The organism is Billgrantia sp. Q4P2 (assembly GCF_052806135.1).
On record NZ_JBRBAI010000008.1, the window covers coordinates 203,733 to 226,105 of the forward strand.

The window sequence follows — 22,373 nt, forward strand, 5'->3', positions numbered from 1 at the left end:
GCTACTACAGCAGACGCTGCGCCTTGGCCATGGTGTCGGAGGGGTAGGTGCCGTAAGCGGCGCGATACTGGGCAGCAAAGCGACTCATGTGCAGAAAACCCCACTTCAAGGCCACCTCCCCCACGGACAGGCGATTTACCGGTGACGAGAGTTCTTCATGCACCGCCTCGAGGCGAAGTTTGCGCAAATGAGCCATTGGCGTCGTGCCATAGAAGTGGCGAAAGGCGGCCTGCAGCGAACGAACGCCAACTCCGGTGGCCTCCGCAATCTCGGCCATGGTCAACGGTTGGTGCAAGTTGGCACGCATGAAGTCGACGGCTTCCTGCACATGGCGTGGTGCCACCAGAGGGACTTGGCACGGTATTCTTTCGCTACCACGATGGGGCACGTTCTCGAAAATGAAAGTCAGTGCGGCTTCTATCAACAGTGCCGCCGCCTTGGGCGAACTCTGCAGCGACTGCTCGAGGAACGCGCCTCGTTCAAGGAACTGGGCAACACCACTCAGCGCCGTCCCCAGCTGGCTCGAAAGTTCGAGCACCGGCTGGATATCGAGACAGTCCACAGCCATGTCCTCGGCCAGGCTGGAGAGCACCTTGGTAACCGCTGAGTCGTCGAAGAACAGGGCAATGCCGGGACGCATCTCGTTGCTCTCTATCTTGATGCGCCGAAACTGCTGGGTGCGAGCAAGCAGTAGCTTTCCTGGCCGGACCGAAACCTGCCGTTTGTCGAGTGTCGCCTCATAACCACCATTGCGTGGAATGAGTAGATTGAGGCCTCGCTTCTCATCCGTCTGAGCCATCGACCAACCAGCGTTGAACTTGATCCGCCCTAGAGTAAGTCCTTCGACGGTCTTGACGTTCGAGCACCAGCGGAAGTCATTATTAGCAACTACCGATGAAATACGGAATGTATCGAAATAGGCGCCGCACCGCGCCTGAAACTCATCGAAGCCCCTCCCCGCCTGCGTGTGCGGTGCACTCAAGAGCGAACTTTCGCTCATCTATTCTCTCTCTTTGGCAATTGAATTAGATTTTATTTTGACTTTACTAATTTATATTTTAATTATTTTCATTCCTAATTTTTCTTAATTCCGCTTAGAAACCAAGGGGTTCGACAATCACTCTCCTTCCATGCTTGTTAATTCCATAAAACTATAACGTTCCAGCTGCTATTTGTCAGAAGAAAATATCCTCAAGATCGGCATCTGCATCGGCAGCCGCTTCTTCTTCCGCTTCGGGCTCTCCGAATAACTTGTCGTGCAGGCGTCGCTCGCTATCCATCGTATAGTGGGTTCGCAGTCGAGCGATCAGGTCGGCATCGATATCGGCCAGTTCGAAAGGCTCATCGTCTTGATGAGCGAAGGGTTCGAGTTCCAACAGCGCGTCTCGCCAAGCGCTGCTGAACCCTTGATGACTGGCTGCATTCGCCGCCGCCTCCTCGAGTAGGCTCACCGCCCTCGGCCCGGCACTGGCCACCGTCTCGGCACGCTCGCGAAGGCGCGCCACCACCCCATCGAGTTCGAGCTGCACGGCGTCAATTTCCTTTTCGAGCACGGCAACCTTGCCATCCGCATCGGCCGAATATTCCCGCACGAGGCTTCGGGCCAAGACGTCAGCTTCCTCCAAACCGCTCAGAATGGCCCCCGAAGCAGCCACCGTCTGGCCGGCGAGTTCTCCCAGGAAACCAGCCACCACCTTGAGCGCGCCCCCACGCTCGCCCAACTGACTGCAGCGGATAGCGGTATTGAGGCTGAGCAGGCGTATGCGTTGCTGGACATCGCGAATCGCATCCAGCCGCTCCACCATATCGCCCATGGCATGCGCGGCTTGGCCGGCAACCGCTTCCAGGCCAGCACGGGTGTGTTCGAAATCCTCGAAGAGGGGACCAATGTTGCGCAGCTCATCTGCCATCGCGACGAGAGCGGAACCACTGGTTGCCAGCAACGCCTCGGATTCCCGGCCATTGTCACGCAGAGCCTCCGTCGCATCATCCGCCAGTTGACGCAATGTCTCCGTCAGTTCCGTGACCTGCCGGTCGAAATCATCGACCGTTTCGGCCAACTGCCCCGCTTGCAAGCGGCACACGACGGCGACGGTTTTCTCACCGAAGGCAGCCTCGCCATCGTTCGCCTCCTGCTCCACCAGCTCGCTCATCGCCTCCTCGACGTGCTCGATTCGCTGACGGGTAATGTCACCGATCTGCAAGGCGGAAACCGCAGTGCCCACACGCACCGAGATCTGGCCGGTCAAGCGCGAGTGCTCGGCTGCCTTGGCCGCTCCTCGCTCACGATGCTGCTTCACGCTTTCCAACTGAGTTCCCATTTGCCCGGCGATGTGTCGCAGGGTATCGCCATGACGAGACGCGAAGGCAACATTGGCCTGCTCCGCGGCGCCCAGGCTTTCCATCAGCCTTGCGTAAGCAAGGGAAAACTCACCTACCACACGCTCCACGAGCCGCCCCAGTTCCCCCATATCGGTAGTGAAAACCGCGAACTCGCCCTGCTGGCCACCGAGATCGGCTGCCACGATGCGTGCGTTGGTGGTGATGATCTCGATGGTCGCAGCCGCCCGGCTGAGATCCTGCAGCGGAAAGGCCACTGCCGCCGCCATCGAAGACAACCGGGTAATGGGCGTTCCTCCGGTGGAATGCGAAGCTCCCATCTCCATCACCTGATCTCGAATCGCTTCCAGGCGCTGCGAAGCCTGGTGGAAGGCCTCGCCCCCCAACTCCGCCGGCATTCCTTCATGGGCCGTGGCAATGTCGTTCAGCAACTGGGCACAGCCAACGAGGTTATCGCCCATTTCCAGGAAGACGCGCTCGATATCGGCACGCGGAACGGCAAGGCGTTCGCGGATCGGGTCCAACTTGGTACTGCAGGTCTCGCTGGCCCGGGCAGGCGTGGCGCCGGCATTGGATGTGGTCATGAGGCACGTGTCTCCCTGTTGCCTAGAATTTCACCGGCGATACGCTCCAAAGCGACCACCTCGTCGGCACCGCCTAGCCGGATCGCCTCGCGGGGCATGCCGAACACCACACAGCTCGCCTCGTCCTGGGCCAGGGTGCGCGCGCCGGCGGACTTCATCTCGCACAACCCACTGGCACCGTCATCGCCCATGCCGGTCAACAGAACGCCCGTTGCGTTGGCACCGGCATTGTAAGCGGCGGAGCGGAACAGCACGTTGACTGAGGGTCGATGGCGTGAAACCGGAGGCCCCTGCTTGAGCACGACCCGATAATGACGCCCCATCCGCTCCAGCAGCATGTGCCGGTCACCCGGCGCGATCAGTGCCTGCCCCGGTCGTAGCAGGTCGCCTTCCGCGGCCTCCTTGACGGTGATGTCACACAGGCCATCGAGGCGCCGGGCGAAGGCAGCGGTAAAGGTTTCCGGCATGTGCTGAACGATGGCAATGGCAGGGCAGTCAGCAGGCATCGCGGTAAGAATGACGCGCAGCGCCTCGGTTCCTCCGGTGGAAGATCCGATGCACACGATCCTGTCGGATAGCGGGCTCCCTCCTCGCCGTAGAGGACGTGGAGGAATGATGACATCCGCCGAAAGCTTGGATTCCACCTTGTTGGGAAACGCCCTGCGGGTTCGCGAAAAGCGAGCATGTGCCGCCGCCCGTGCCACGTCGCAGATGCGTATGCGCGCATCGTTGAGCGCGCGCGCGGTATCGACTCGAGGCTTGGTGACGACATCCACCGCCCCGGCTTCCAGCGCCTGCAGGAAGGTTGACGACCCCTCCTCCGTGAGGGTCGAGCAGATCACCACCGGGATCGGGCGTTGGGCCATGATCTTGCGCAGAAAGGTCAAGCCATCCATGCGCGGCATCTCGATATCCAGGAAGATGACGTCCGGTATCTCATTGCGGATGCGCTCTGCCGCCACATAGGGATCGGATGCGGTCGCCATCACCTCGAGATCGGGAGCGCTCGCAATGATCTCGGTGAGTGTTTTTCTTACCGAAGCCGAATCATCGACGATCAGGACCCGGATCTTCTCCGCTGGAGTCGTGCGGTCAAGGGAATTGCCAGCCACGCCGTTCTCCATTTCTCAGGATTTCTGGAACACTGCCGGCGCCACCTGACGCAGGTTCAAGTTGCTACCAATCATCGATTCCGAATGCCCCAGGAACAGAAAGCCACCGGGGCGCAGGTGATCGACCAACCGAGACACCACCGCCTCTTGAGTCGCTCTCTCGAAATAAATCAGTACGTTGCGCAAGAAAATGACATCCACATCACGGTCGATGGCGTAACGAGGTTCCATCAGATTGAGTCTTCCGAAGCGCACCATACGACGCAACTCGGGTACGATGCGTACCTCATTGCGACGCGACGGCGAACTGCCCTGCATCAGGTAACGCTGGCGCAGTGCCGACGGTACCGGCTCGACCATGGCCTGTGGGTAGATGGCCCGAGCCGCGTGTTCGAGCACTTCGGTACTGATATCGGTGCCCAGCACCGAGAAGCGCAGAGTCCGCCTGGCAGCGATCTCTGCCATCACCATGGCGATGGTGTAGACCTCAGCGCCATTGGAACAGGCTGCACTCCACAATTTGAGCCGTGGTTCGGGGCCATGGTGCCGGGCGAGCAAAGCCGGCACGACCTGCTCCTCGAGGGCCTCGAAGTGCGTAGGCTCGCGGAAGAAGTCCGTCTTGTTGGTGGTGACCGCATCGATCACATGAACCCATTCACTGGCCAGGCCCTGGCCATCGAACAGAAAATGGCAATAATCCGCCAGGCTCTGGTGGCCGAGGCCACGTACACGTTTGCGTAACCGCCCTTCGACCATCAAGCGCTTGGTCGGTGGCAGCTTGATGCCGACATGCTCGCCGATCAGCTCCGCGATACGCCCGAAATCCCGCTCGCTCAGGCGGTCGTGCTCAGGCATCGGCACTGAGTGCCCGCCAGACGGCAACGGCATCGAGCTAGCCCTCTCCATATCGGGCAGCATCAATGCTGGCCTGCTCCACTACCGGTGCGATCAACGCCACCTCCGTGCTGGCGAACAAATGATCGAGATCGAGCACGGTGACGAAGCTTCCATTACAACGGCCGATACCGACGATGAACTCGGCCCGCCAGCCAGAACCAACCCGTGGTGGTGGAGTAAGCTCGGCTTGATCGAGAGGCGTGACTTCATAAACGCGGTCGGTCTTGAGCCCTACGGTCAACTCACCCTGCTCCCCACTCAGCTCGAGCACGATGATGCGGGTATTTTCGTTATCCTCACCCGCTTCGAAGCCGAGCTTTACCCGCAGGTCGACCACCGGAACCCCTTGTCCGCGCACATCGATCATGCCCAGGAACCAGGGCGGCGCATGGGGCAATCGCGAGAGCGGCTGGCTTTCCAGAATTTCCCTGACTCTCTCGACCGGTACCGCAAGCAGTTCGCTCGCGATGCCGAGAGTCACGTACTGCACGGCTTCCGCCATGGCGGATCTCCTTTACATTCACATGATGCGTTCGTCTTCGAAACCAGCGTCATACGTATCGCTAGCCACCCACACTTCCGCTCACCAACAGCGCCCTGCCCTCCACGACTCCGGTTGCTTCGGAACTCGACCTTACTTGCGCCGTGGCGGTATCGCGCTCCAGGCGGAAATAGCAAATCGCCTCCTGAAGCTTCCCAGACTGCTCCATCAGTTCCTCAGCGGTCGAGGAAAGCTGTTCGGAGGCATTGGCGACCTGTTGCGTCACGTCATCGAGCTGCAGGACGGTCGTATTGATCTGCTGGACACTGGCATTCTGTTCATTGGTGGCCGCGGCCGACTCGACGACCAGCTGGGCGGTCCGCTCGATGTCCGGCACCAGTTCGTCGAGCATCCCGCCCGCCTGCAGTGCCGCCTCCATCGTGTCGGAGGAAAGCCCCGAGATTTCCTGCGCCGCCCCCTGGCTGCGCTCGGCCAGCTTGCGCACCTCGGCGGCAACCACCGCGAAGCCGCGGCCGTGCTCGCCGGCGCGTGCCGCTTCCACTGCCGCATTGAGCGCCAGCAGGTCGGTCTGGCGGGCGATCTCCTGGACGACTAGGATCTTCTCGGCGATGGTCTGCATGGCATCGACCGCCTTGGCCACCGCCTCGCCGCTCTTGCGGGCATTGCCGGCCGACTGGCGAGCGATTTGCTCGGTGCGCGCCATGTTCTCCGCCATCTGGGCGGTGCTGCCCGTCATCTGCTCGACCGCGGAACTCGCCGCCTGCGAGGAAGCCGCCTGCTCGGCTGCCCCCTCGCTCAACTGCCCGGAACTCGAGGAAACATTCCCGGCGCCCGTGGAAACGGCCGCGGAAGCCGCATTGACGTCCTTCATCATGTGCCGCAGGCGAATCACCATGTCCTTGAGCCCGGCCAGCAGGCTCGACTCGTCACCCTTTTTCACCTCGATGGTGATACCCAGGTCGCCATCGGCCACTGCGCGCATGATCCTGAGCGCATAGGCCGGCTCGCCACCGAGCTGCTTGAGAATGCCGCGGGTAATCAAGAACACCGCAGCGAGCATGACGAGCAGCCCGACGAGCAGCACCGAGACATCGACGAGCAAGCTATTCCGCGCATCCGCATGCATCGTCTCGGCGCGCGCCACCAGTTCCCCGGCGATGAAGTCCTCGACCTGCTTCATCAGGTCGATGCGCGCGGTCGCCATCTCGTACCAGTAAGGCCCGGTCAGGTCTTCGAGCAGGCCCATGAGCCCTCCCTTGATGGAGACCCCACGCATGCGCTCGACCTCCTCGACCGACCGGCCCGTTACCGTCTGCGCGTAGAATGCCTGTATCTCAGGCGTGGCGACATCCTCGAACAGGCCGAAAAAGGTTTCCTGCTCGCCGACGACACTCAGGTAACGCATATAGACCCCATGTGGGAAACGCCCCGCCGAGATACCCGCCGCTCCGGTCGCCCGCTCCTGGCCCGCCAGTTCCTTACCGCGCAGATAATTGACATAGGCCATGGCATTTCTGGCCAGTTCGCTATCGCTCGACAGCACGGCAATGAGTGCCACCGCGTTCAGCAGGTCGGCATTGGTGGCGGTGAACCAGCCATTGCTATCGGCCGCCGATATTCCCTGGGCCTGGACCGTCTCGCGATGGGCATCGAACTGGCCGAGCCCGGTCAAAGCCACATCGAGTCGGGCACGAAATTCGCCGCCGAAGGAATCGACGTCGAACCCCGCCATGAAGTCATCGAACGCCGTGCGTGCCTCGTCGGTGAGCCGGCGCTGGCTGGCGAGCGTGTCGCCGCCCTCCTGCCCCCGGCTGGCCAGATAAACTGCGGAAGCGCCGCGCTCGCGCTGGAGGTGATGAACGAGATTGCCCGCCCTGCCGGAAAACTCGCTGAGCAAGCTGACAGTTTCCGCCTCGTTCAGCAGCTCTCGCTTTTCGATCATGTCCGTTACTGCGAAGAACAACAGTCCCAGGAACGGGATTGCAGCCATCAGAAGCAGACGCATACGTAGGGTCATAAGCGATTTCATCATTATCAGCGTAAGCCAGCCTCGTTAGCGGGTTGAACGATGGCCATGGCGACCATGGACAGGCGTTTCATGCGTGTTGCTCCATATTCAGCGTCTTGACACTCCTCCTATCGGCCACGATTGCAAAGACCCAAGCCCACCTCGCCACTCATGCGCGCAATTTGGATACCTTCGGCGCAAAACGGACAATATATTCCTGCTCATCTGCCGATAAAGAGTGAACACACATGTAGAAACGAACTTTTCCAGTGCGAGATGAAAATGGACTCCAGTCAATCACTGTCGGTCAAGGCAATATTCCGTATTCTGTTCTCCGTCGTTTTCGGACTCACGCTTCTGATATTGGCAGCCTCCTACGCCTCACAGCAGGCTGAAAAGACACTCGAGACGGCCACGGAATCGCGCTACCAGTCGTTCCTCCTGGCCACCGAATTGCGACAGAGTTCCGATGCCCTCACGCGCCTGGCGAGGACCTTCGTCATCACCGGGGACCCCAAATGGACCCAGCAATATCAGGAGGTGATCGATATCCGGGCGGGCAGCCAGCCAAGGCCACAGCATTACGAGCGGATACATTGGGACTTCCTGGCGGCGGACCAGCCGTCCCCCCACCCTATGGGTGAACCCGCGGGCTTGCTCGACCTGATGCGTCAGGCCGGCTTCAGCGAGCAGGAGCTGGAGCAGTTGGCCGAAGCGCAGCGCCGCTCTAACGACCTGGTCGAACTCGAGACCGAGGCCATGGCGCTGGCCGAGCGGGCTCATCGCGCCACTGGTGGGGCTTCCGCACGGGCGGTCGAAGCGAACCTGCAGCGGGCGCGACGGATGATGTATGGCGAGGATTATCATCGCTACAAGGCCAACATCATGGAGCCGATCGATGAGTTCTACGCACTGCTGGATGCCCGCACCGCCGGAGCGGTAGCCGATGCCAGCCGCATGCGGGATCTGTGGAGCAACATTGCCCTGGCGCTGGCCGCTGCTTTGGTCATTGCCGTGGCCACCCTGCTTTGGTGGGGCTACCGCGGCATACTCGGCCAACTCGGCGCCGAGCCGGCCAAGGTCCGGAAGCTGGTAGAGCGTATCTCGCAAGGCGACCTCTCGACCACGATCGAGCTGAAAGGCATCAAGCCCCAGAGCCTGCTGTCGTCCTTGGCACGGATGCAGGACGCCCTGCGTAAGGTGGTGAAAACGGTACGTGAAGGCAGCGAGGGGGTGGCGGCCGGTACCGCCCAGATTGCCGCAGGCAATACCGACCTTTCCCAGCGTACCGAGGAGCAAGCCTCCAACCTGCAGCAGACCGCCGCCTCCATGGAGCAGATCACCAGCACCGTCCAAAACAGCGCCGAGACGGCCACCCATGCCGAGAAACTGGCCAACGGTGCCAGCGAGGCTGCCAATCAGGGTGGCGAGGTGGTGTCCCAGGTGGTAGCGACGATGGCGGACATCCAGTCCTCCTCAAAGCGCATTGCCAACATCATCGCGGTCATGGACGAGATCGCCTTCCAGACCAACATCCTGGCCTTGAACGCCTCGGTGGAAGCGGCGCGTGCCGGCGAGCAGGGTCGAGGCTTCGCCGTAGTGGCTCAGGAAGTGCGTAGCCTGGCCCAGCGGAGCTCCGCGTCGGCCCAGGAGATACGCCAATTGATCCAGGACAGCGTGGCCAAGATAGATGCCGGCAGCGAGCTGGCCAGCCAGGCGGGCGGCACGATGCGCGAGATCGTCGAGCAGGTGCGCAATGTTACCCGGATGATCGGTGAGATCAGTGCCGCAACCGCCGAGCAAACGATAGGGATCGCCCAGGTAAGCGATGCCACCACCCAGCTCGATGCGGTGACCCAGCAGAACGCATCGCTGGTAGAAGAGGCCGCAGCGGCCGCCGACAGCTTGGACCGGCAGGCCAGACACCTGGTAGAAGCAGTGAGGGTATTCAAGCTCGAAGGCACCGATCAGGCAATCGCTCTTCCGGCGCCGCAACCGCAGCCTGATGCGCTGCTGCGTCTAACCGATGGCACCCACCTGACCGCGGCATGATCCGAGCGATTTCGACCGGGCTTTCGAATCGCAGCATAGCGGCCCTGGCAATTCCGCCTCACATCGCCAGGGCAGCCTTGCCCAAGCCCATCCCCGCAGCTGCCCGACCTGGAGCACAGAGGTTCAATGACTCGATACGATAACTGCGACAAGCCCCTGCCACCTGCCGTCTGCACGACGAATGGTACAGGGCTCGAGCGAGAGGAGTGGAGTTCCAGGGAAGCACTCGAGCTGGCCCAGGGGATCATCAATGCCATCCCCGACGTGCTGTTCGAGGTAGATCGGGACGGCAGGTATCTGAATGTCTGGACGAAGAACTTCGACCTGCTGGCTGCACCAAAGGAAGCCCTACTGGGCAGAACGGTCCACGAGATACTTCCGCCCGAACAGGCCACCTCGGCGATGGAGGCTCTTGCAACGGCTGACGAAAAAGGGGTGTCTTACGGCCATATCATCAGTATCCCCCAGCAGGACGGTACGTTGCTCTGGTTCGAGCACTCCCTGGCGAAGAAGCACGGCGAACGACCTTCCGAAGATTCCTTTCTGGTGTTGTCGCGTGACATTACCGAGCGCAAGAAGGTGGAACATGCCCTCGAAGAGGCACGCACACGCCTGCTCAGCGTGGTGCAAGCCATTCCCGATGCGGTATGGCTCAAGGACATGGATGGCATTTTCCTGTTTTGCAACCAGGCATTCGAGCAGGCCGTGGGCAAGCCGGAAGCCGAGGTCATCGGAGGAACCGACTACGATCTGTTCGATCCCGAGACTGCCACTCGCTGCCGTGAAACGGACCGGGCCGCCATAGAGGCCGGGCGCCTCTGCATCGACGAGGAGTGGATCACACACCGCGGGATTGGCCAGCGTATCTTGTTGGAAACGCGCAAGATTCCGGTATTCGACGCCAAGGGCAGGATGACCGGAGTATTTGGCGTCGGATGCGATATCACCCAGCGCAAGCACATGGAGGAGGCACTCGCCGCGCGCGAGCGGGAATTCCGCACCCTGGTCGAAAACACACCCGACACGGTGGCGCGCTACGATCGTGATTTCCGGCGCCTGTACGTCAATCCGGCCTTCGCTGCACTGATCGAGGGCGGGGCCACGGTATTGATTGGCAAGACACCTTCGGAATGCCCCGGTGGACCAACCAGCGTCATCTACGAGCAGCAAATGCGTAAGGTATTCACGACCGCGAAAGATCGTGAATTCGAGTTCACGTGGAAAAACAAGGGTGGTCGGGAGTTCTGCACCCTGATCCGCCTGACACCGGAATTTGGTGAAGATGGCACGGTAGAAAGCGTCCTGGCAGTCGGGCGCGACATCACCGAGCTAAATGCCTCCCGCCAGAAGATCCATCAAATGGCCTTTTACGATCCCCTTACCTCGCTGCCAAACCGAGCGCTGTTCAACGACCGCCTGCGACAGATGATCGCCGACGCTTCATGCCACGGCCAGATAGCGGGCGTGATGCTGATCGACCTGGATCGTTTCAAAGAGGTAAACGACACCATGGGGCACGCCGTCGGCGACGAGCTGCTGTGCGAGGTGGCTGCACGACTGAGAGCGTGTGTACGCAACCATGACACCGTGGCACGCTTCGGTGGCGACGAATTCGCCATTCTGCTGCCCGAGATCAGTCACGGCGATGGCTTGGGCCGTATCGCCGACAGGATACTCGGCAAGTTCGATGAGCCTTTCCTGCTGGATGGCAAGGAGGTCTTCGTCTCGTGCAGTCTCGGGGTCGCGGTATACCCTGATGACAGCAGCAACGCCGATGATCTCGTAAAGTACGCGGACTCGGCGATGTACTGCGCCAAACGCTCAGGGCGCAACAATTTCCGTTACTACTCGGAGGATTTGACGGCCAACGCCCAGCAGCGCCTCGTGCTGGAATCGGAACTGCGACGGGCCGTCGAGCGCAACGAGCTCGAGCTGCATTACCAGCCCAAGGTGTTGCTGCACGAAGGCATGATGGTCGGCTCGGAAGCCTTGCTGAGATGGCGCCATCCACGGCTTGGCATGGTGCCACCCATGCAGTTCATCCAGATCGCCGAAGACACCGGACTGATCGTCGATCTCGGTGCATGGGTGCTGCGAGAGGCCTGCCGCACGGCTGCCAAGTGGAACGGCGAAGCCAAACCTGCCCACAAGGTGGCGATCAACCTGTCGGCCAGACAATTCCAGTTACAGGACCTGGCCGGGGCAGTCGCCGACATCCTGGACGACACTGCCTGCCGCCCGGAATGGATAGAACTCGAAATCACCGAAAGTCTGCTCCTCGACAATAATGACGGGACGCTGGATACGCTGTCGGCACTGCGGGCCATGGGTATTACCATCGCCATCGACGACTTCGGCACGGGTTATTCGGCATTGAGCTATCTCGCGCGGTTCCCCATCGACACCTTGAAGATCGACCGGTCGTTCATTCAAAGCGCCATTACCGACCACTACGGCGCCGAACTCGTGAAAGCGATACTGTCCATCGCACGCAGCCTCGGGCAACAGGTGGTGGCGGAGGGTGTCGAAACGGTTCAACAGGCAGCCTTCCTCACGGCCCACGGCTGCCAGCTAGCGCAAGGGTTCCTCTACAGCAAGCCGTTGCCGGAGGCCGAGATCGCCTCGTTGCCGCAGGCTTTCATCGGCAACCATCCCGCTACGGAGACAGCCAGACCTTGATATTGAGAATGTCGCTGACATTGGCATTCCGGCAGGAATGCGTGCTCATGGGCTTCAGAAAGCGCTGAATGAATCGTTGAGGCGGAACGAAAACAAGGCACACGGCTTGGCCAACTGTCGCTCCGCCTGCGTTCTGCCGTTATTCCTTGTAGGCACCGACACAGACGATATCGTCGGGCAATGCGCGGATACAGTAGCTCGACTTCGGTTCGATTTCACCCGTCTGTGGGTGGCGGAACAGGTAATCCACCCAGTCCGCGTCCTGGATCGCCACCATCTCGCGACGGTAGGGCTGACCGGCGGCGTCGGTCATGTCGAGCGTGTCGTTACCGACCATGCTTTCAATCTGGCCGTGCGAGGTCATGACCGCCTGACCGGTCATGGAAAAGACATATAGATCGCGGTCGTGCCATTCACCGCCCTTGGTGGAAAAGGCTTCCCGTGCCGCATCGCGGCCATGCTCCTTCAGAAAGGCTGCCGCCCGCTCGGCCATGGCCTGAGCCTCCGCCATTGTGCCACGCTCCGCGGCCTGGGCGGGCGCGGAAATTACCGCAGTCGAAATTGCCAAAGCTGCCAAAAGATGTCTCATTGTAGTTCTCCTCGATCGGGGATTCACCCGGCTACTTTCCAAACACAGGGGCCGCGGGCGACCCCGTTCATCACGTGGTTTCGCAACGCTCGAATTCGGCGTCCCATACATCACGGCTATCACGCATGTCGCAAGCGAAGCCGCCACTGGCCTTCTCATGCCGAAGGTTCGGACATGCCCAGACCAGTAGAGTCAGTTGCCTTATGCGTTTTCGCGGCGTTCAAACTCGACATCCAAGGTGTCATCGGCATCGCTCATCTCGAGAGCGAAGCCGCCAGCGGACTTGGCCGGCTGAGCACGTGGCGCCTTGGCCGTGGTCGCTAGCGTCTTCGAGACCGCAGCTGGCCGGGCAGGGCCCGACAGCAAAGCCGCCGGTCGTGACTGCACATCGACGCGGAAGTAGGCAATGGCAGCCTGCAACTGCTCGGCCTGGCTGGAGAGCTCCTCGGCGGTAGCCGACACCTCCTCGGCCGCGGAGGTGTTCTGCTGGGTGACTTTATCGAGCTGCTGGATGGCAACGTTGATCTGCGCGGCCCCGGCATCCTGCTCGCGGCTGGCCGCCGATATCTCGGCGATCAGCTCGGCGCTCTTCTGAATGTCCGGCACCAGCTTGACGAGCATCTCCCCGGCACTGCGCGCGGCCTTGACGGTGTCGCCGGAGAGTCCCGAGATTTCCTGGGCCGCCACCTGGCTGCGCTCGGCCAGCTTGCGCACCTCGGCGGCAACCACCGCGAAGCCGCGCCCGTGCTCGCCGGCCCGCGCCGCCTCCACCGCCGCGTTGAGTGCCAGCAGGTCGGTCTGGCGGGCGATCTCCTGCACGATCAGGATCTTCTCGGCGATGGTTTCCATGGCGGCTACCGCCTCGGACACGGCGCGGCCCGAGGCCTCTGCGTCGTTGGCCGCGTGGCGGGCGATGCTTTCGGTCTGGGCGGCATTGTCGGCGCTCTGCTTGATGTTTGCGGTCATCTGTTCCATCGAGGAAGAAGCTTCCTCGGCGGAGGCGGCCTGCTCGGTGGCCCCCTGGCTGAGCTGCTCGGAAGCAGCGGCCATCTCCTGGCTGCCCGAAGCCACGTTGCGCACCGCGCCGGTCACCTCGCCGACCACCTCGCGCAGCTTGGCGGCCATGTCCCGGGCAGCCGCCAGCAGGCTCAAGCTGTCTCCCTTCCTCGTGGCTACCGCCACATCGAGATTGCCGGCGGCGATTTCCCGCATGACTTCCTGGGCATAGGCCGGCTCTCCACCAAGCTGCCTGGTGACGTCGCGAATGATCCAGAATGCCACGCCCATTGCCACCAGTACGGCCAGAGCCAAAATGGCCAGCATCATCGTGCGGCTATCCGAATAGGCCGCTGCTGCCTCTTCTCCAGCCTGGTTCACGAGGTCGCCCTGGAACGCCACGAATGCATTGATGGCACCTACGAACTCTTCAAGGGCGGGAACCATGATGCTATTGGCAACGTGAATGGCACCCTGGCGGTCACCCCCATCGAGAAGTCCCGTGATCTCGCCAAAACTGGCCACATAAGGCACTCTGGTTTCCTTGACGCGGGCGAGTAACTCCCGGCCCTCGGCGGCGTAGAGCATCGCCTCGACCTGGTTGATCTGATCGGTGATGGTAGCGGCATTGTTCGATATTTGTGTACTTAACCTAGAACGCTCATCGGCCGCTTCGGCAAGAATCATCTCGAAATTGGCGCGTGAATTTTCATTGACCAGCGCCAGAAACTCCTTGGATCGCTCGACCTTTGGCCAGTCTTCCTGACTGATCCGCTCCACATTGGCGTTCAGGTTGCCAAGGTTGACGATACCGATGCCCATGCCTGCTGCAGCGATTACTATTACCGCGCCGAAAGCAGCAGTGAGTTTGGCCTTGAGTGTCAGCCTCATTCTTTCATCCCCATGTTGAGAACTGGAACTTGTCGTTATTCAGCGCTCGACGCCTTCTATTGCTTCAGCTGGAGGCAGCGCAAAGGCAGCGTGCAATTCTCATTCAGTAGGGATCGACTCACCGCCCGGATTTTTCGGGGGGGGGGGGGGGGGTAAAAACAACTTTTTCAAACCTTTTTTTCCCTTTTTCGTCGTCGTNCCCCCCGCCCCCCCCCCCCCCCCCCCCCCCCCCCCCCCCCCCCCCCCCCCCCCCCCCCCCCCCCCCCCCCCCCCCCCCCCAAAAACAATTTTGTCAAGCATTTTTTTCACTTTTTCGTCGTCATGAATGTCTTCCAGGATTTCGGCAGGCCGTCATACGTGAAATCACTGCCATTTTTCCTTCTTCAGGCTTTGTATCGGAAATGGCAAACAGTAACTAAAGCTCGTCCAGCCCCCGAAAGCGCTTTTCGGATAAATTGTGCGTTAAACGTATACGAAATGACCAAAAAACAAAGGGCACGCATTGGTGCAGGAGGCACTACAGGTCTGAACGGCACGACCAAACGGGCCGATATGACGTCATGCGTTGTCTGAAAAAGACATCGAGCACAGGCAGTTTTCAGACAATGCGCAGGCCACTCCAGAGGAAGAGCTCACTCCAGAGGAAGAAAAGGCAGCTCAGCCTTCTGGGGGCGAATCAAGATGGTAATACGCCCGGCGGCATCGATCTCCAAATGTATCGCCTCATAGGCTTGAGGGGTGCCGAGTACCTCCCGATGGAAGCGCTCCATGGTTTGTACCAGCTCTTCCACCATTGCCTGCTTTTGATGGCTTTTCAGCTTCATCATGTTCTTACTCCCGGCGTCCATTCCCACTCAAGGAAGAAAAAGCCGCCCGGCACAGGGGTGCCATGCCGGACGGAAGGGGGCTAGTTCACGAGCAAGCCCTGGCCGGTGCCATCAAGCGCGCTCATTGCGACTGAACTCGGCGTCCCATGCATCGTCCTCTTCACCCATGCCGAAGGCGAAGCCACCATCGGCCGCTTCCCGCCTGGAGCACGGAGCCTTCGCCACCACCTGAGAAGCGGCCGGTAATGCCGCACGCTGCGTTGGCGCGGCTTGCTCGGCTTTCTCATCGAGGCGGAAATAGGCGATCGCAGCCTGCAGCCGTTCGGCCTGGCCGGAGAGTTCCTCGGCGGTAACCGACATCTCGCGAGCAGCAGCAGTGTTCTGCTGGGTCACCCTGTCGAGCTGCTGGATGGCGACGTTGACCTGGCTGGCCCCGGCATCCTGCTCGCGGCTGGCCAGCGATATCTCGGCGATCAGCTCGGCGCTCTTCTGGATGTCCGGCACCAGCTTGGCGAGCATCTCGCCGGCCGACTGAGCCGCCTTGACGGTGCCGCCGGAGAGCCCCGAGATCTCCTGGGCCGCTGCCTGGCTACGCTCGGCCAGCTTGCGCACCTCGGCGGCAACCACCGCGAAGCCACGCCCGTGCTCGCCGGCCCGCGCCGCCTCCACCGCGGCGTTGAGCGCCAGCAGATCGGTCTGGCGGGCGATCTCCTGCACGATCAGGATCTTCTCGGCAATGGTCTCCATCGCACCCACCGCCTCGGTCACGGCGCGGCCCGAGGCCTCGGCGTCGTTGGCCGCATCGCGGGCGATGCTCTCGGTCTGGGCGGCATTGTCGGCGCTCTGCTTGATGTTGGCCGTCATCTGCTCCATCGAGGACGAGGCCTGCTCGGCCGAGGCGGCCTGCTCGGTGGCACCCTGGCTAAGCTGCGCCGAGGCCGTTACCATCTCCTGGCTACCGGAGGCGACGTTGCGGGCGGTCTTCGTGACATTCCCGACGACGTTCGAGAGTTTGGCAGCCATCTCCAGCAAGGAATGCTGCAGTCGCCCGATTTCGTCATTCGATGTCACCTCGACCCGCTGTGACAGGTCTCCCTGGGCCATGCGGTCCGCCGCAGCGGCCGCACGATCGAGCGGCCTGACGACCAGCCGGTTCAGGAGCCACAGCAATAGCCCAAGCAGCACGACCACCGCGATACCCCCGATCAGGGCGGCAAAGTTACGTATATCGACAATCGAATCCAGAATGACGTCCGTCGATACGGCAATCTCCAGCATCCAGGGCGTATCGGTACCGCTGACGGTGACGGGCATATAGGTACGATAGAGTTCATCCCCCGTTTCGGGGTCGCCCACGGTTTCGTAGAATGCTTCTCCAGCCACGATACGTGACTTGGCCTGAGCGAAGGCATCGGTGTCGCTCACACTCTGGCCCAGCAGGGCAACATCGGGGGTACTGACATAGAAGCCGCCGGAAGAAATCAGGCTTGCACGAGCACCGTCGAAGGGCTCGATCCTGGAGATGGTTTCATGAAGCCCAGACAAGGGCATGTCAACGCCAGCGATGCCCTGAAACCGACCATCGATCACGATGGGAATCACGAAGCTGGTCAGTAATACATCTTCCCCTGCGATGGGGTAGAAATAGGGATCGGTCAGGACGGGTTTACCGGTCCGTTTGGGCAGCAAGTAGTAGTCGCCATCGCCTGGCACTTCATAACTGACGAGCGGCTCGACCTCCACGGCACCGCTGCCATTCGTCCAGTAAGGAATGTAGCGGCCCGTTTCATCATGCCCCTTGGCATTGACATGGTCGGCATCGTAATCATCGAACGCGCCAGGCTCCCATAGCGTATATACGCCCACCAGCGAAGGGTCATCGATCAGCACCTGGCGCAACATGGCATCCGCCGCCTGGCGGTTCGCTGCCCCTTCCAACTTCAGGCCGGTCAAGACACCAGATAGGGTGTGAGCCGTTCGCATGGATTTTTCCAAAGCGGTGCCGACCTGCTCCGCCTCGGCACGTGCCATTTCATTTACCAACTCCAAAATGGCCTGTTCGTGCAACCTGGCGGTACGCTCGGCAAGCAGGCCAATCGCACCGCCAAAACCCAAGACGAGAAGCACGGCCATCGAGATGCCGACTTTCGCCTGAAGGGAGCGAAGCGACATGGCGTTCCATACTCTGTTTTGCTGCCGAGTAAGCATCATCCTTCCTCTTTCATTGTTTCACAATGGCGCATGGTTGAAATACAACGACGACAGGCCTTCCCACTGCGCTATACCTTTAATATCGACAGCACCAATTCGGGCTAAACCCCTCCCTGCGACCTACCTACGCTGTGTGGATAATTGCCGCGCAAAGCGGACATGAGTCGCAAAAAAAAACGCCCATCACGGGTGATCCGATCCGGGCGGAAAGGGGACTAACAAGTGTTACTCAAAAACAGCTTCGCTCGACAGTATTTCTGGCAAGCTCAGGCCAATGCCATCAAGGGCGCTCGTTACACCTAAACTCGGCGCCCCATGCATCATTCTCTTCATGCATGCCGAAGGCGAAGCCACCACCGGCCGCTTGACGCCCGGCGCTCTCCTCCTGCCCGAACCTTGAAGTCTTCGTTGCCTTTGAAGCGGCGGGCAACGCCGCCCGCTGCGCTCGCTCGACTTGCTCATCTACGCGGAAGTAGGCGATCGCGACCTGCAGCCGTTCGGCCTGGCCGGAGAGTTCCCCGGCGGTAATCGACATCTCGCGAGCAGCAGCAGTGTTCTGCTGGGTCACCCTGTCGAGCTGCTGGATGGCGACGTTGATCTGCGCGGCCCCTTCATTCTGTTCGTTGCTGGCCAGCGAGATCTCGGCGATCAGCTCGGCGCTCTTCTGGATGTCCGGCACCAGCCGGGTGAGCATCTCGCCGGCCGACTGAGCCGCCTTGACGGTGCCGCCGGAAAGCCCCGAGATCTCCTGGGCCGCCGCCTGGCTGCGCTCGGCCAGCTTGCGCACCTCGGCGGCGACCACCGCGAAGCCGCGCCCGTGCTCGCCGGCACGTGCCGCCTCGACCGCCGCGTTGAGCGCCAGCAGGTCGGTCTGGCGGGCGATCTCCTGCACGATCAGGATCTTCTCGGCAATGGCCTCCATCGCGCCCACCGCCTCGGTCACGGCGCGGCCCGAAGCCTCGGCATCGCTGGCCGCGTCACGGGCTATGCTTTCGGTCTGGACGGCGTTGTCGGCGTTCTGCTTGATGTTGGCGGTCATCTGCTCCATCGAGGACGAGGCCTCCTCTGCCGAGGCGGCCTGCTCGGTGGCGCCCTGGCTGAGCTGTTCGGAGGCCGCCGCCATCTTCTGGCTACCGGAAGCCACATGCCCCGTGACCAGCGCCACCTCGCCCACCACTTCTTTCAGCTTGGTAGCCATGGCGTTGAGAGCGTCGATCACTTCCTTGATCTCATCATTGGATTTCACCGTTGCCGTGGCGTCGAGGTTGCCGGTGGCAACCGCATTGGCCAATCCCAATGCACTAGCCAAACCATCCTTGATATGGCGTGAAATGCTGAAGATGAAAATAAAGAGAATGAGCCCGCAAATGGCGAACATGATGCTCAACTGCTGAGCATTGCTCCAAAAAATGTCGTCAAGATCATCAATGTAAAGTCCCGTGCCCACGACCCAGCCCCATGGTTCGAAGCCGGCGACATTGGAAGACTTCGGCACGGGTTCATCGAAGCCAGGCTTAGGCCAAAAATACTCGACATTCCCTTGACCTTGCGCTTTTACGGTATCGACCATTTCAATGAAAAGCCGCTTGCCATTGGGATCCTCGAAACCCGATAAGTCCTGGCCATCCAGATCAGGTACCGTTGGATGCATGACCATGGCCGGCGTCATGTCATTGACCCAGAAATAGTTTCCCCCGCCGTAGCGCATGGCCTTGATGGTATCGAGTGCTTGCCTTTGCGCTTCCTCGCGGCTGAGCGCGCCGCTGCGTTCCAACTCATGATAATTCACCAGAACGCCCAAGGCGCTCTCAACCAGAGAGGCCAGCGCTTCCTGGCGTTCGTCGACCAGATGACCCTGCTCCTGGAATAGGCTAAATACCCCCAGGCTGGCCATTCCCAGAACCATCACTACGGCCAGTAGATTGAGTCGCATGGAGATACGCAGGAATCTCATGGTCTTTCGCTTTCCTTCGATTGGCTTTTCAGTGGGTTCAGAACTCTCATCGAACCATTTTCTTGACCCCATCTATCGACCACGGCAAACGAGACTGAAGCCTGCCCAGCCCCAGGCATCGCAATTCGGACACCAGGCACATAAACTGGATAATAAATAGACAAAATGACACTCATCCTGTCAGCTCTACCAGGGATAGCGACTTCCCGGTTCGGGGGCCTCGTCAGCACCAAAAGAAAAAACACCCGACCCGGAGCATTCGGACTGACCATCAAGTGTTTGCGTGATTCTAGAATTCAGCGTCCCACACGTCGCGGTCAGCACTCATATCGAATGCGAAAGCGCTATCGGCCTTGGCCCTTACCTGTTGGGCACACGGCGTGCCCCCCACCTCCCGAAGGCGGTGAGGGGTTTCGTATCCAGAGGTTGTGTATCAGATAGGCCCTGTAAGGCGGTTTCGCTACGCCTGAACTCGGCGTCCCATGCATCGTTTTCTTCACGCATGTCGAAGGCGAAGCCTCCATCGGCCGCCTCGCTCTTGGGCCGGGGAGCTTTTTTTACTACTGCCTGTGAAGCGGCGGGCAACGACAGCGGCCGGGCACCGCGCGCGGGCAATGCCACCTGCTGCGCTTGCTCGGCTTTCTCATCGAGGCGGAAGTAGGCGATCGCGGCCTGCAGCTGTTCGGCCTGGCTGGAGAGTTCCTCGGCGGTAGCCGACATCTCCTCGGCGGCGGAGGTGTTCTGCTGGGTAACCCTGTCCAGCTGCTGAATGGCGACGTTGATCTGCGCGGCCCCTTCATTCTGTTCGTTGCTGGCCAGCGAGATCTCGGCGATCAGCTCGGCGCTCTTCTGGATGTCCGGCACCAGCTTGGTGAGCATCTCCCCGGCGCTGCGCGCGGCCTTGACGGTGCCGCCGGAAAGCCCCGAGATCTCCTGGGCCGCCGCCTGGCTACGCTCGGCCAGCTTGCGCACCTCGGCGGCAACCACCGCGAAGCCGCGCCCGTGCTCGCCGGCCCGCGCCGCCTCCACCGCCGCGTTGAGTGCCAGCAGGTCGGTCTGGCGGGCGATCTCCTGCACGATCAGGATCTTCTCGGCGATGGTTTCCATGGCGGCTACCGCCTCGGACACGGCGCGGCCCGAGGCCTCGGCGTCCTTGGCCGCATCACGGGCGATGCTTTCGGTCTGGGCGGCGTTGTCGGCATTCTGCTTGATGTTGGCGGTCATCTGCTCCATCGAGGAAGAAGCTTCCTCGGCGGAGGCAGCCTGCTCGGTGGCGCCCTGGCTGAGCTGCTCGGAGGTCGCCGCCATCTCCTGGCTGCCCGAGGCCACGTTGCGCACCGCGCCGGTCACTTCGCCGACCACCTCCTTGAGCCTGGCCACCATCTGGTTCAGCGCGTCGATCATTTGCCCGGTTTCGTCTTTGGATTTTGTCGTCGTCACTGCATTGAGGTCACCCTCCGCCACCGCCGTGGCAAGGGCAACTGCATCGCGTAGACTGCGTCGGATGCGAATAGCCAAGAAGCTCACCATGGCCAGCCCAAGGATGATTACCGCGCCTGTCGTCCACATGGCAAGCCGGGTAAGGGATCGAAACAGTGCTTCCCCTATCTGACGGACCTCCGCACTGGCTTCCAGTTGGTATACGACGAGGTCGTCGATTGCCCCGGTCAGTGGGTCGATCGTCGGGTAAAGCGCCTGTTCCGCAAATTCGCTCAGCCGGGAACGATCCTGGCTCCGATATATGTCCTTCAAGTTCTCGATCTGACGATCAGCAAGCGCCTTGCGCTCTCTCACGGTCGAGACGATGGCCTTTTCCTTCTCGGTCAGGTGGGTCGCAAGATAGGCCTGCCACTGCACCTCGATCCGCTCGAGGGCCGCCTCGATGTCTGCAAGACCTTGCTCCCAGGAGTTAGTCCTAGCGCGGGTCTTGTGGACGTTATCGACGATATCGACCGCATAAGCGTCCGATATCCGCTTGAGCTGCCGGAGCGGCACCACCCGATCGTCGTAGATGGTACGCGTTACCCCCTCCATACGGCTCATGCCGTTATGGCCCAGTAGCGCCACCGCGAGGAGCGCGGCCAAGGTCAAACCTTGCACCGCCAACAGTTTGGCCGCAATTGTTCTAATCATACTTATCTTTTCTGTCCTTCAGTTCATTTTCCCCTCCCCGCCAGCGGGGGACACAGAACAGTCTCTCGCACGGGCACCGCGCCCTCCCGTTCCCTTGCTTATCGACTGCGATGAACACTTATCGACCGCGATGATTGAGACCAAAGCTTTCCCCGCCATCCGCCGACGCAACTCGGATAGCAAGCGCGTAAAGTGGATGCCAGGCGGCTGAGAGAGAAAAGAGAGACAAGCAAAAAACCGCCCGACATAGGAATGCCCATGCCGGACGGAAGGGGACAAACGGTTAAGCGTTACCAATCAAGCGCTTTCACGGTGCTTTAGTTCAATGTCCCACGCGTCGCGCTCATTACGCTTGGAGAAACCACCATCGACCTCTTCACGCCCGATGATCTCCTCCTGCCTGGGCCGCGAGGCCGTTACCTTTACAGCGGCGGACAATGCCGCCCGCTGCACTTGCTCGGCTTGCTCGTTGAGGCGGAAGTAGGCAATCGCGGCCTGCAGCTGTTCGGCCTGGCTGGAGAGTTCCTCGGCGGTAGCCGACATCTCCTCGGCGGCGGAGGTGTTCTGCTGGGTCACCCTGTCGAGCTGCTGGATGGCG

General features: G+C 61.0%; 15 protein-coding genes and 1 pseudogene. 3 read left to right on the forward strand and 13 right to left on the reverse strand.

The features are described 5' to 3' along the window. Positions 1-4: 4 nt before the first annotated feature. The 6 genes from ACUY1T_RS15550 to ACUY1T_RS15575 all read right to left on the reverse strand — a co-directional run bounded on the left by ACUY1T_RS15550 (position 5) and on the right by ACUY1T_RS15575 (position 7,452). Entirely contained in the window at positions 5-1,000 is a 996-nt protein-coding gene (locus tag ACUY1T_RS15550; protein WP_446024303.1) for a helix-turn-helix transcriptional regulator, read from the reverse strand. A gap of 175 nt (positions 1,001-1,175) precedes the next feature. Further along, a complete protein-coding gene (locus ACUY1T_RS15555) occupies positions 1,176-2,924 on the reverse strand; it encodes a hypothetical protein (RefSeq protein ID WP_446024305.1) in 1,749 nt (582 codons plus the stop codon). Further along, on the reverse strand, positions 2,921-4,036 hold the full coding sequence (locus ACUY1T_RS15560) for a protein-glutamate methylesterase/protein-glutamine glutaminase (protein WP_446024307.1): 1,116 nt from the start codon (positions 4,034-4,036) through the stop codon (positions 2,921-2,923). The genes ACUY1T_RS15555 and ACUY1T_RS15560 overlap by 4 nt, the downstream gene beginning before the upstream one ends. A 15-nt stretch (positions 4,037-4,051) precedes the next feature. After that, positions 4,052-4,924: a CheR family methyltransferase gene (locus ACUY1T_RS15565; protein WP_446024309.1), complete on the reverse strand. Its 873-nt coding sequence runs from the start codon at positions 4,922-4,924 to the stop codon at positions 4,052-4,054. Positions 4,925-4,928: 4 nt separating this feature from the next. After that, entirely contained in the window at positions 4,929-5,435 is a 507-nt protein-coding gene (locus ACUY1T_RS15570; protein WP_446024311.1) for a chemotaxis protein CheW, read from the reverse strand. Between the two features lie 61 nt (positions 5,436-5,496). Beyond that, positions 5,497-7,452 (reverse strand): methyl-accepting chemotaxis protein, encoded by a 1,956-nt coding sequence (locus ACUY1T_RS15575; RefSeq protein WP_446024313.1) that lies wholly within the window; start codon positions 7,450-7,452, stop codon positions 5,497-5,499. 273 nt (positions 7,453-7,725) lie between these two features. Here ACUY1T_RS15575 and ACUY1T_RS15580 point away from each other — a divergent pair, with 273 nt between their 5' ends. Next, positions 7,726-9,495, forward strand: coding sequence for a methyl-accepting chemotaxis protein (locus ACUY1T_RS15580; RefSeq protein ID WP_446024315.1), 1,770 nt, complete (start codon positions 7,726-7,728; stop codon positions 9,493-9,495). A gap of 126 nt (positions 9,496-9,621) precedes the next feature. Further along, positions 9,622-12,174, forward strand: coding sequence for a sensor domain-containing protein (locus ACUY1T_RS15585; protein ID WP_446024317.1), 2,553 nt, complete (start codon positions 9,622-9,624; stop codon positions 12,172-12,174). A gap of 139 nt (positions 12,175-12,313) precedes the next feature. Here ACUY1T_RS15585 and ACUY1T_RS15590 read toward each other — a convergent pair whose 3' ends face one another. The 4 genes from ACUY1T_RS15590 to ACUY1T_RS15605 all read right to left on the reverse strand — a co-directional run bounded on the left by ACUY1T_RS15590 (position 12,314) and on the right by ACUY1T_RS15605 (position 17,508). Further along, a complete protein-coding gene (locus tag ACUY1T_RS15590; protein WP_446024319.1) occupies positions 12,314-12,922 on the reverse strand; it encodes a cache domain-containing protein in 609 nt (202 codons plus the stop codon). 42 nt (positions 12,923-12,964) lie between these two features. Next, positions 12,965-14,650 (reverse strand): methyl-accepting chemotaxis protein, encoded by a 1,686-nt coding sequence (locus ACUY1T_RS15595; RefSeq protein WP_446024321.1) that lies wholly within the window; start codon positions 14,648-14,650, stop codon positions 12,965-12,967. A 632-nt stretch (positions 14,651-15,282) separates the two neighbouring features. Continuing rightward, on the reverse strand, positions 15,283-15,477 hold the full coding sequence (locus tag ACUY1T_RS15600; RefSeq protein WP_446024323.1) for a hypothetical protein: 195 nt from the start codon (positions 15,475-15,477) through the stop codon (positions 15,283-15,285). A 111-nt stretch (positions 15,478-15,588) separates the two neighbouring features. Further along, entirely contained in the window at positions 15,589-17,508 is a 1,920-nt protein-coding gene (locus tag ACUY1T_RS15605) for a methyl-accepting chemotaxis protein (RefSeq protein ID WP_446024341.1), read from the reverse strand. On the opposite strand from ACUY1T_RS15605, the gene ACUY1T_RS15610 reads away from it, so the two are divergent. Further along, positions 17,446-17,793: a hypothetical protein gene (locus tag ACUY1T_RS15610; protein ID WP_446024343.1), complete on the forward strand. Its 348-nt coding sequence runs from the start codon at positions 17,446-17,448 to the stop codon at positions 17,791-17,793. The two genes, ACUY1T_RS15605 and ACUY1T_RS15610, sit on opposite strands and share 63 nt — an antisense overlap. 175 nt (positions 17,794-17,968) lie before the next feature. Here ACUY1T_RS15610 and ACUY1T_RS15615 read toward each other — a convergent pair whose 3' ends face one another. The 3 genes and pseudogenes from ACUY1T_RS15615 to ACUY1T_RS15625 all read right to left on the reverse strand — a co-directional run. After that, on the reverse strand, positions 17,969-19,582 hold the full coding sequence (locus ACUY1T_RS15615; protein WP_446024325.1) for a methyl-accepting chemotaxis protein: 1,614 nt from the start codon (positions 19,580-19,582) through the stop codon (positions 17,969-17,971). 420 nt (positions 19,583-20,002) lie between these two features. After that, positions 20,003-21,775, reverse strand: a complete 1,773-nt coding sequence (locus tag ACUY1T_RS15620) for a methyl-accepting chemotaxis protein (RefSeq protein ID WP_446024327.1) — start codon at positions 21,773-21,775, stop codon at positions 20,003-20,005. A gap of 297 nt (positions 21,776-22,072) precedes the next feature. After that, a pseudogene (locus ACUY1T_RS15625) lies at positions 22,073-22,373 on the reverse strand (hypothetical protein); the annotation flags it as partial.

Coding starts and splice junctions, on each gene's coding strand:
- ACUY1T_RS15590 (WP_446024319.1), bottom strand. CDS start 12,922: ATGAGAAGGCCAGTGGCGGCTTCGCTTGCGACATGCGTGATAGCCGTG.
- ACUY1T_RS15605 (WP_446024341.1), bottom strand. CDS start 17,508: ATGGCACGTGCCGAGGCGGAGCAGGTCGGCACCGCTTTGGAAAAATCC.
- ACUY1T_RS15595 (WP_446024321.1), bottom strand. CDS start 14,650: ATGAGGCTGACACTCAAGGCCAAACTCACTGCTGCTTTCGGCGCGGTA.
- ACUY1T_RS15580 (WP_446024315.1), top strand. CDS start 7,726: ATGGACTCCAGTCAATCACTGTCGGTCAAGGCAATATTCCGTATTCTG.
- ACUY1T_RS15550 (WP_446024303.1), bottom strand. CDS start 1,000: ATGAGCGAAAGTTCGCTCTTGAGTGCACCGCACACGCAGGCGGGGAGG.
- ACUY1T_RS15585 (WP_446024317.1), top strand. CDS start 9,622: ATGACTCGATACGATAACTGCGACAAGCCCCTGCCACCTGCCGTCTGC.
- ACUY1T_RS15575 (WP_446024313.1), bottom strand. CDS start 7,452: ATGACCCTACGTATGCGTCTGCTTCTGATGGCTGCAATCCCGTTCCTG.
- ACUY1T_RS15555 (WP_446024305.1), bottom strand. CDS start 2,924: ATGACCACATCCAATGCCGGCGCCACGCCTGCCCGGGCCAGCGAGACC.
- ACUY1T_RS15620 (WP_446024327.1), bottom strand. CDS start 21,775: ATGATTAGAACAATTGCGGCCAAACTGTTGGCGGTGCAAGGTTTGACC.
- ACUY1T_RS15565 (WP_446024309.1), bottom strand. CDS start 4,924: ATGCCGTTGCCGTCTGGCGGGCACTCAGTGCCGATGCCTGAGCACGAC.
- ACUY1T_RS15600 (WP_446024323.1), bottom strand. CDS start 15,477: ATGATGAAGCTGAAAAGCCATCAAAAGCAGGCAATGGTGGAAGAGCTG.
- ACUY1T_RS15570 (WP_446024311.1), bottom strand. CDS start 5,435: ATGGCGGAAGCCGTGCAGTACGTGACTCTCGGCATCGCGAGCGAACTG.
- ACUY1T_RS15615 (WP_446024325.1), bottom strand. CDS start 19,582: ATGGCCAGCCTGGGGGTATTTAGCCTATTCCAGGAGCAGGGTCATCTG.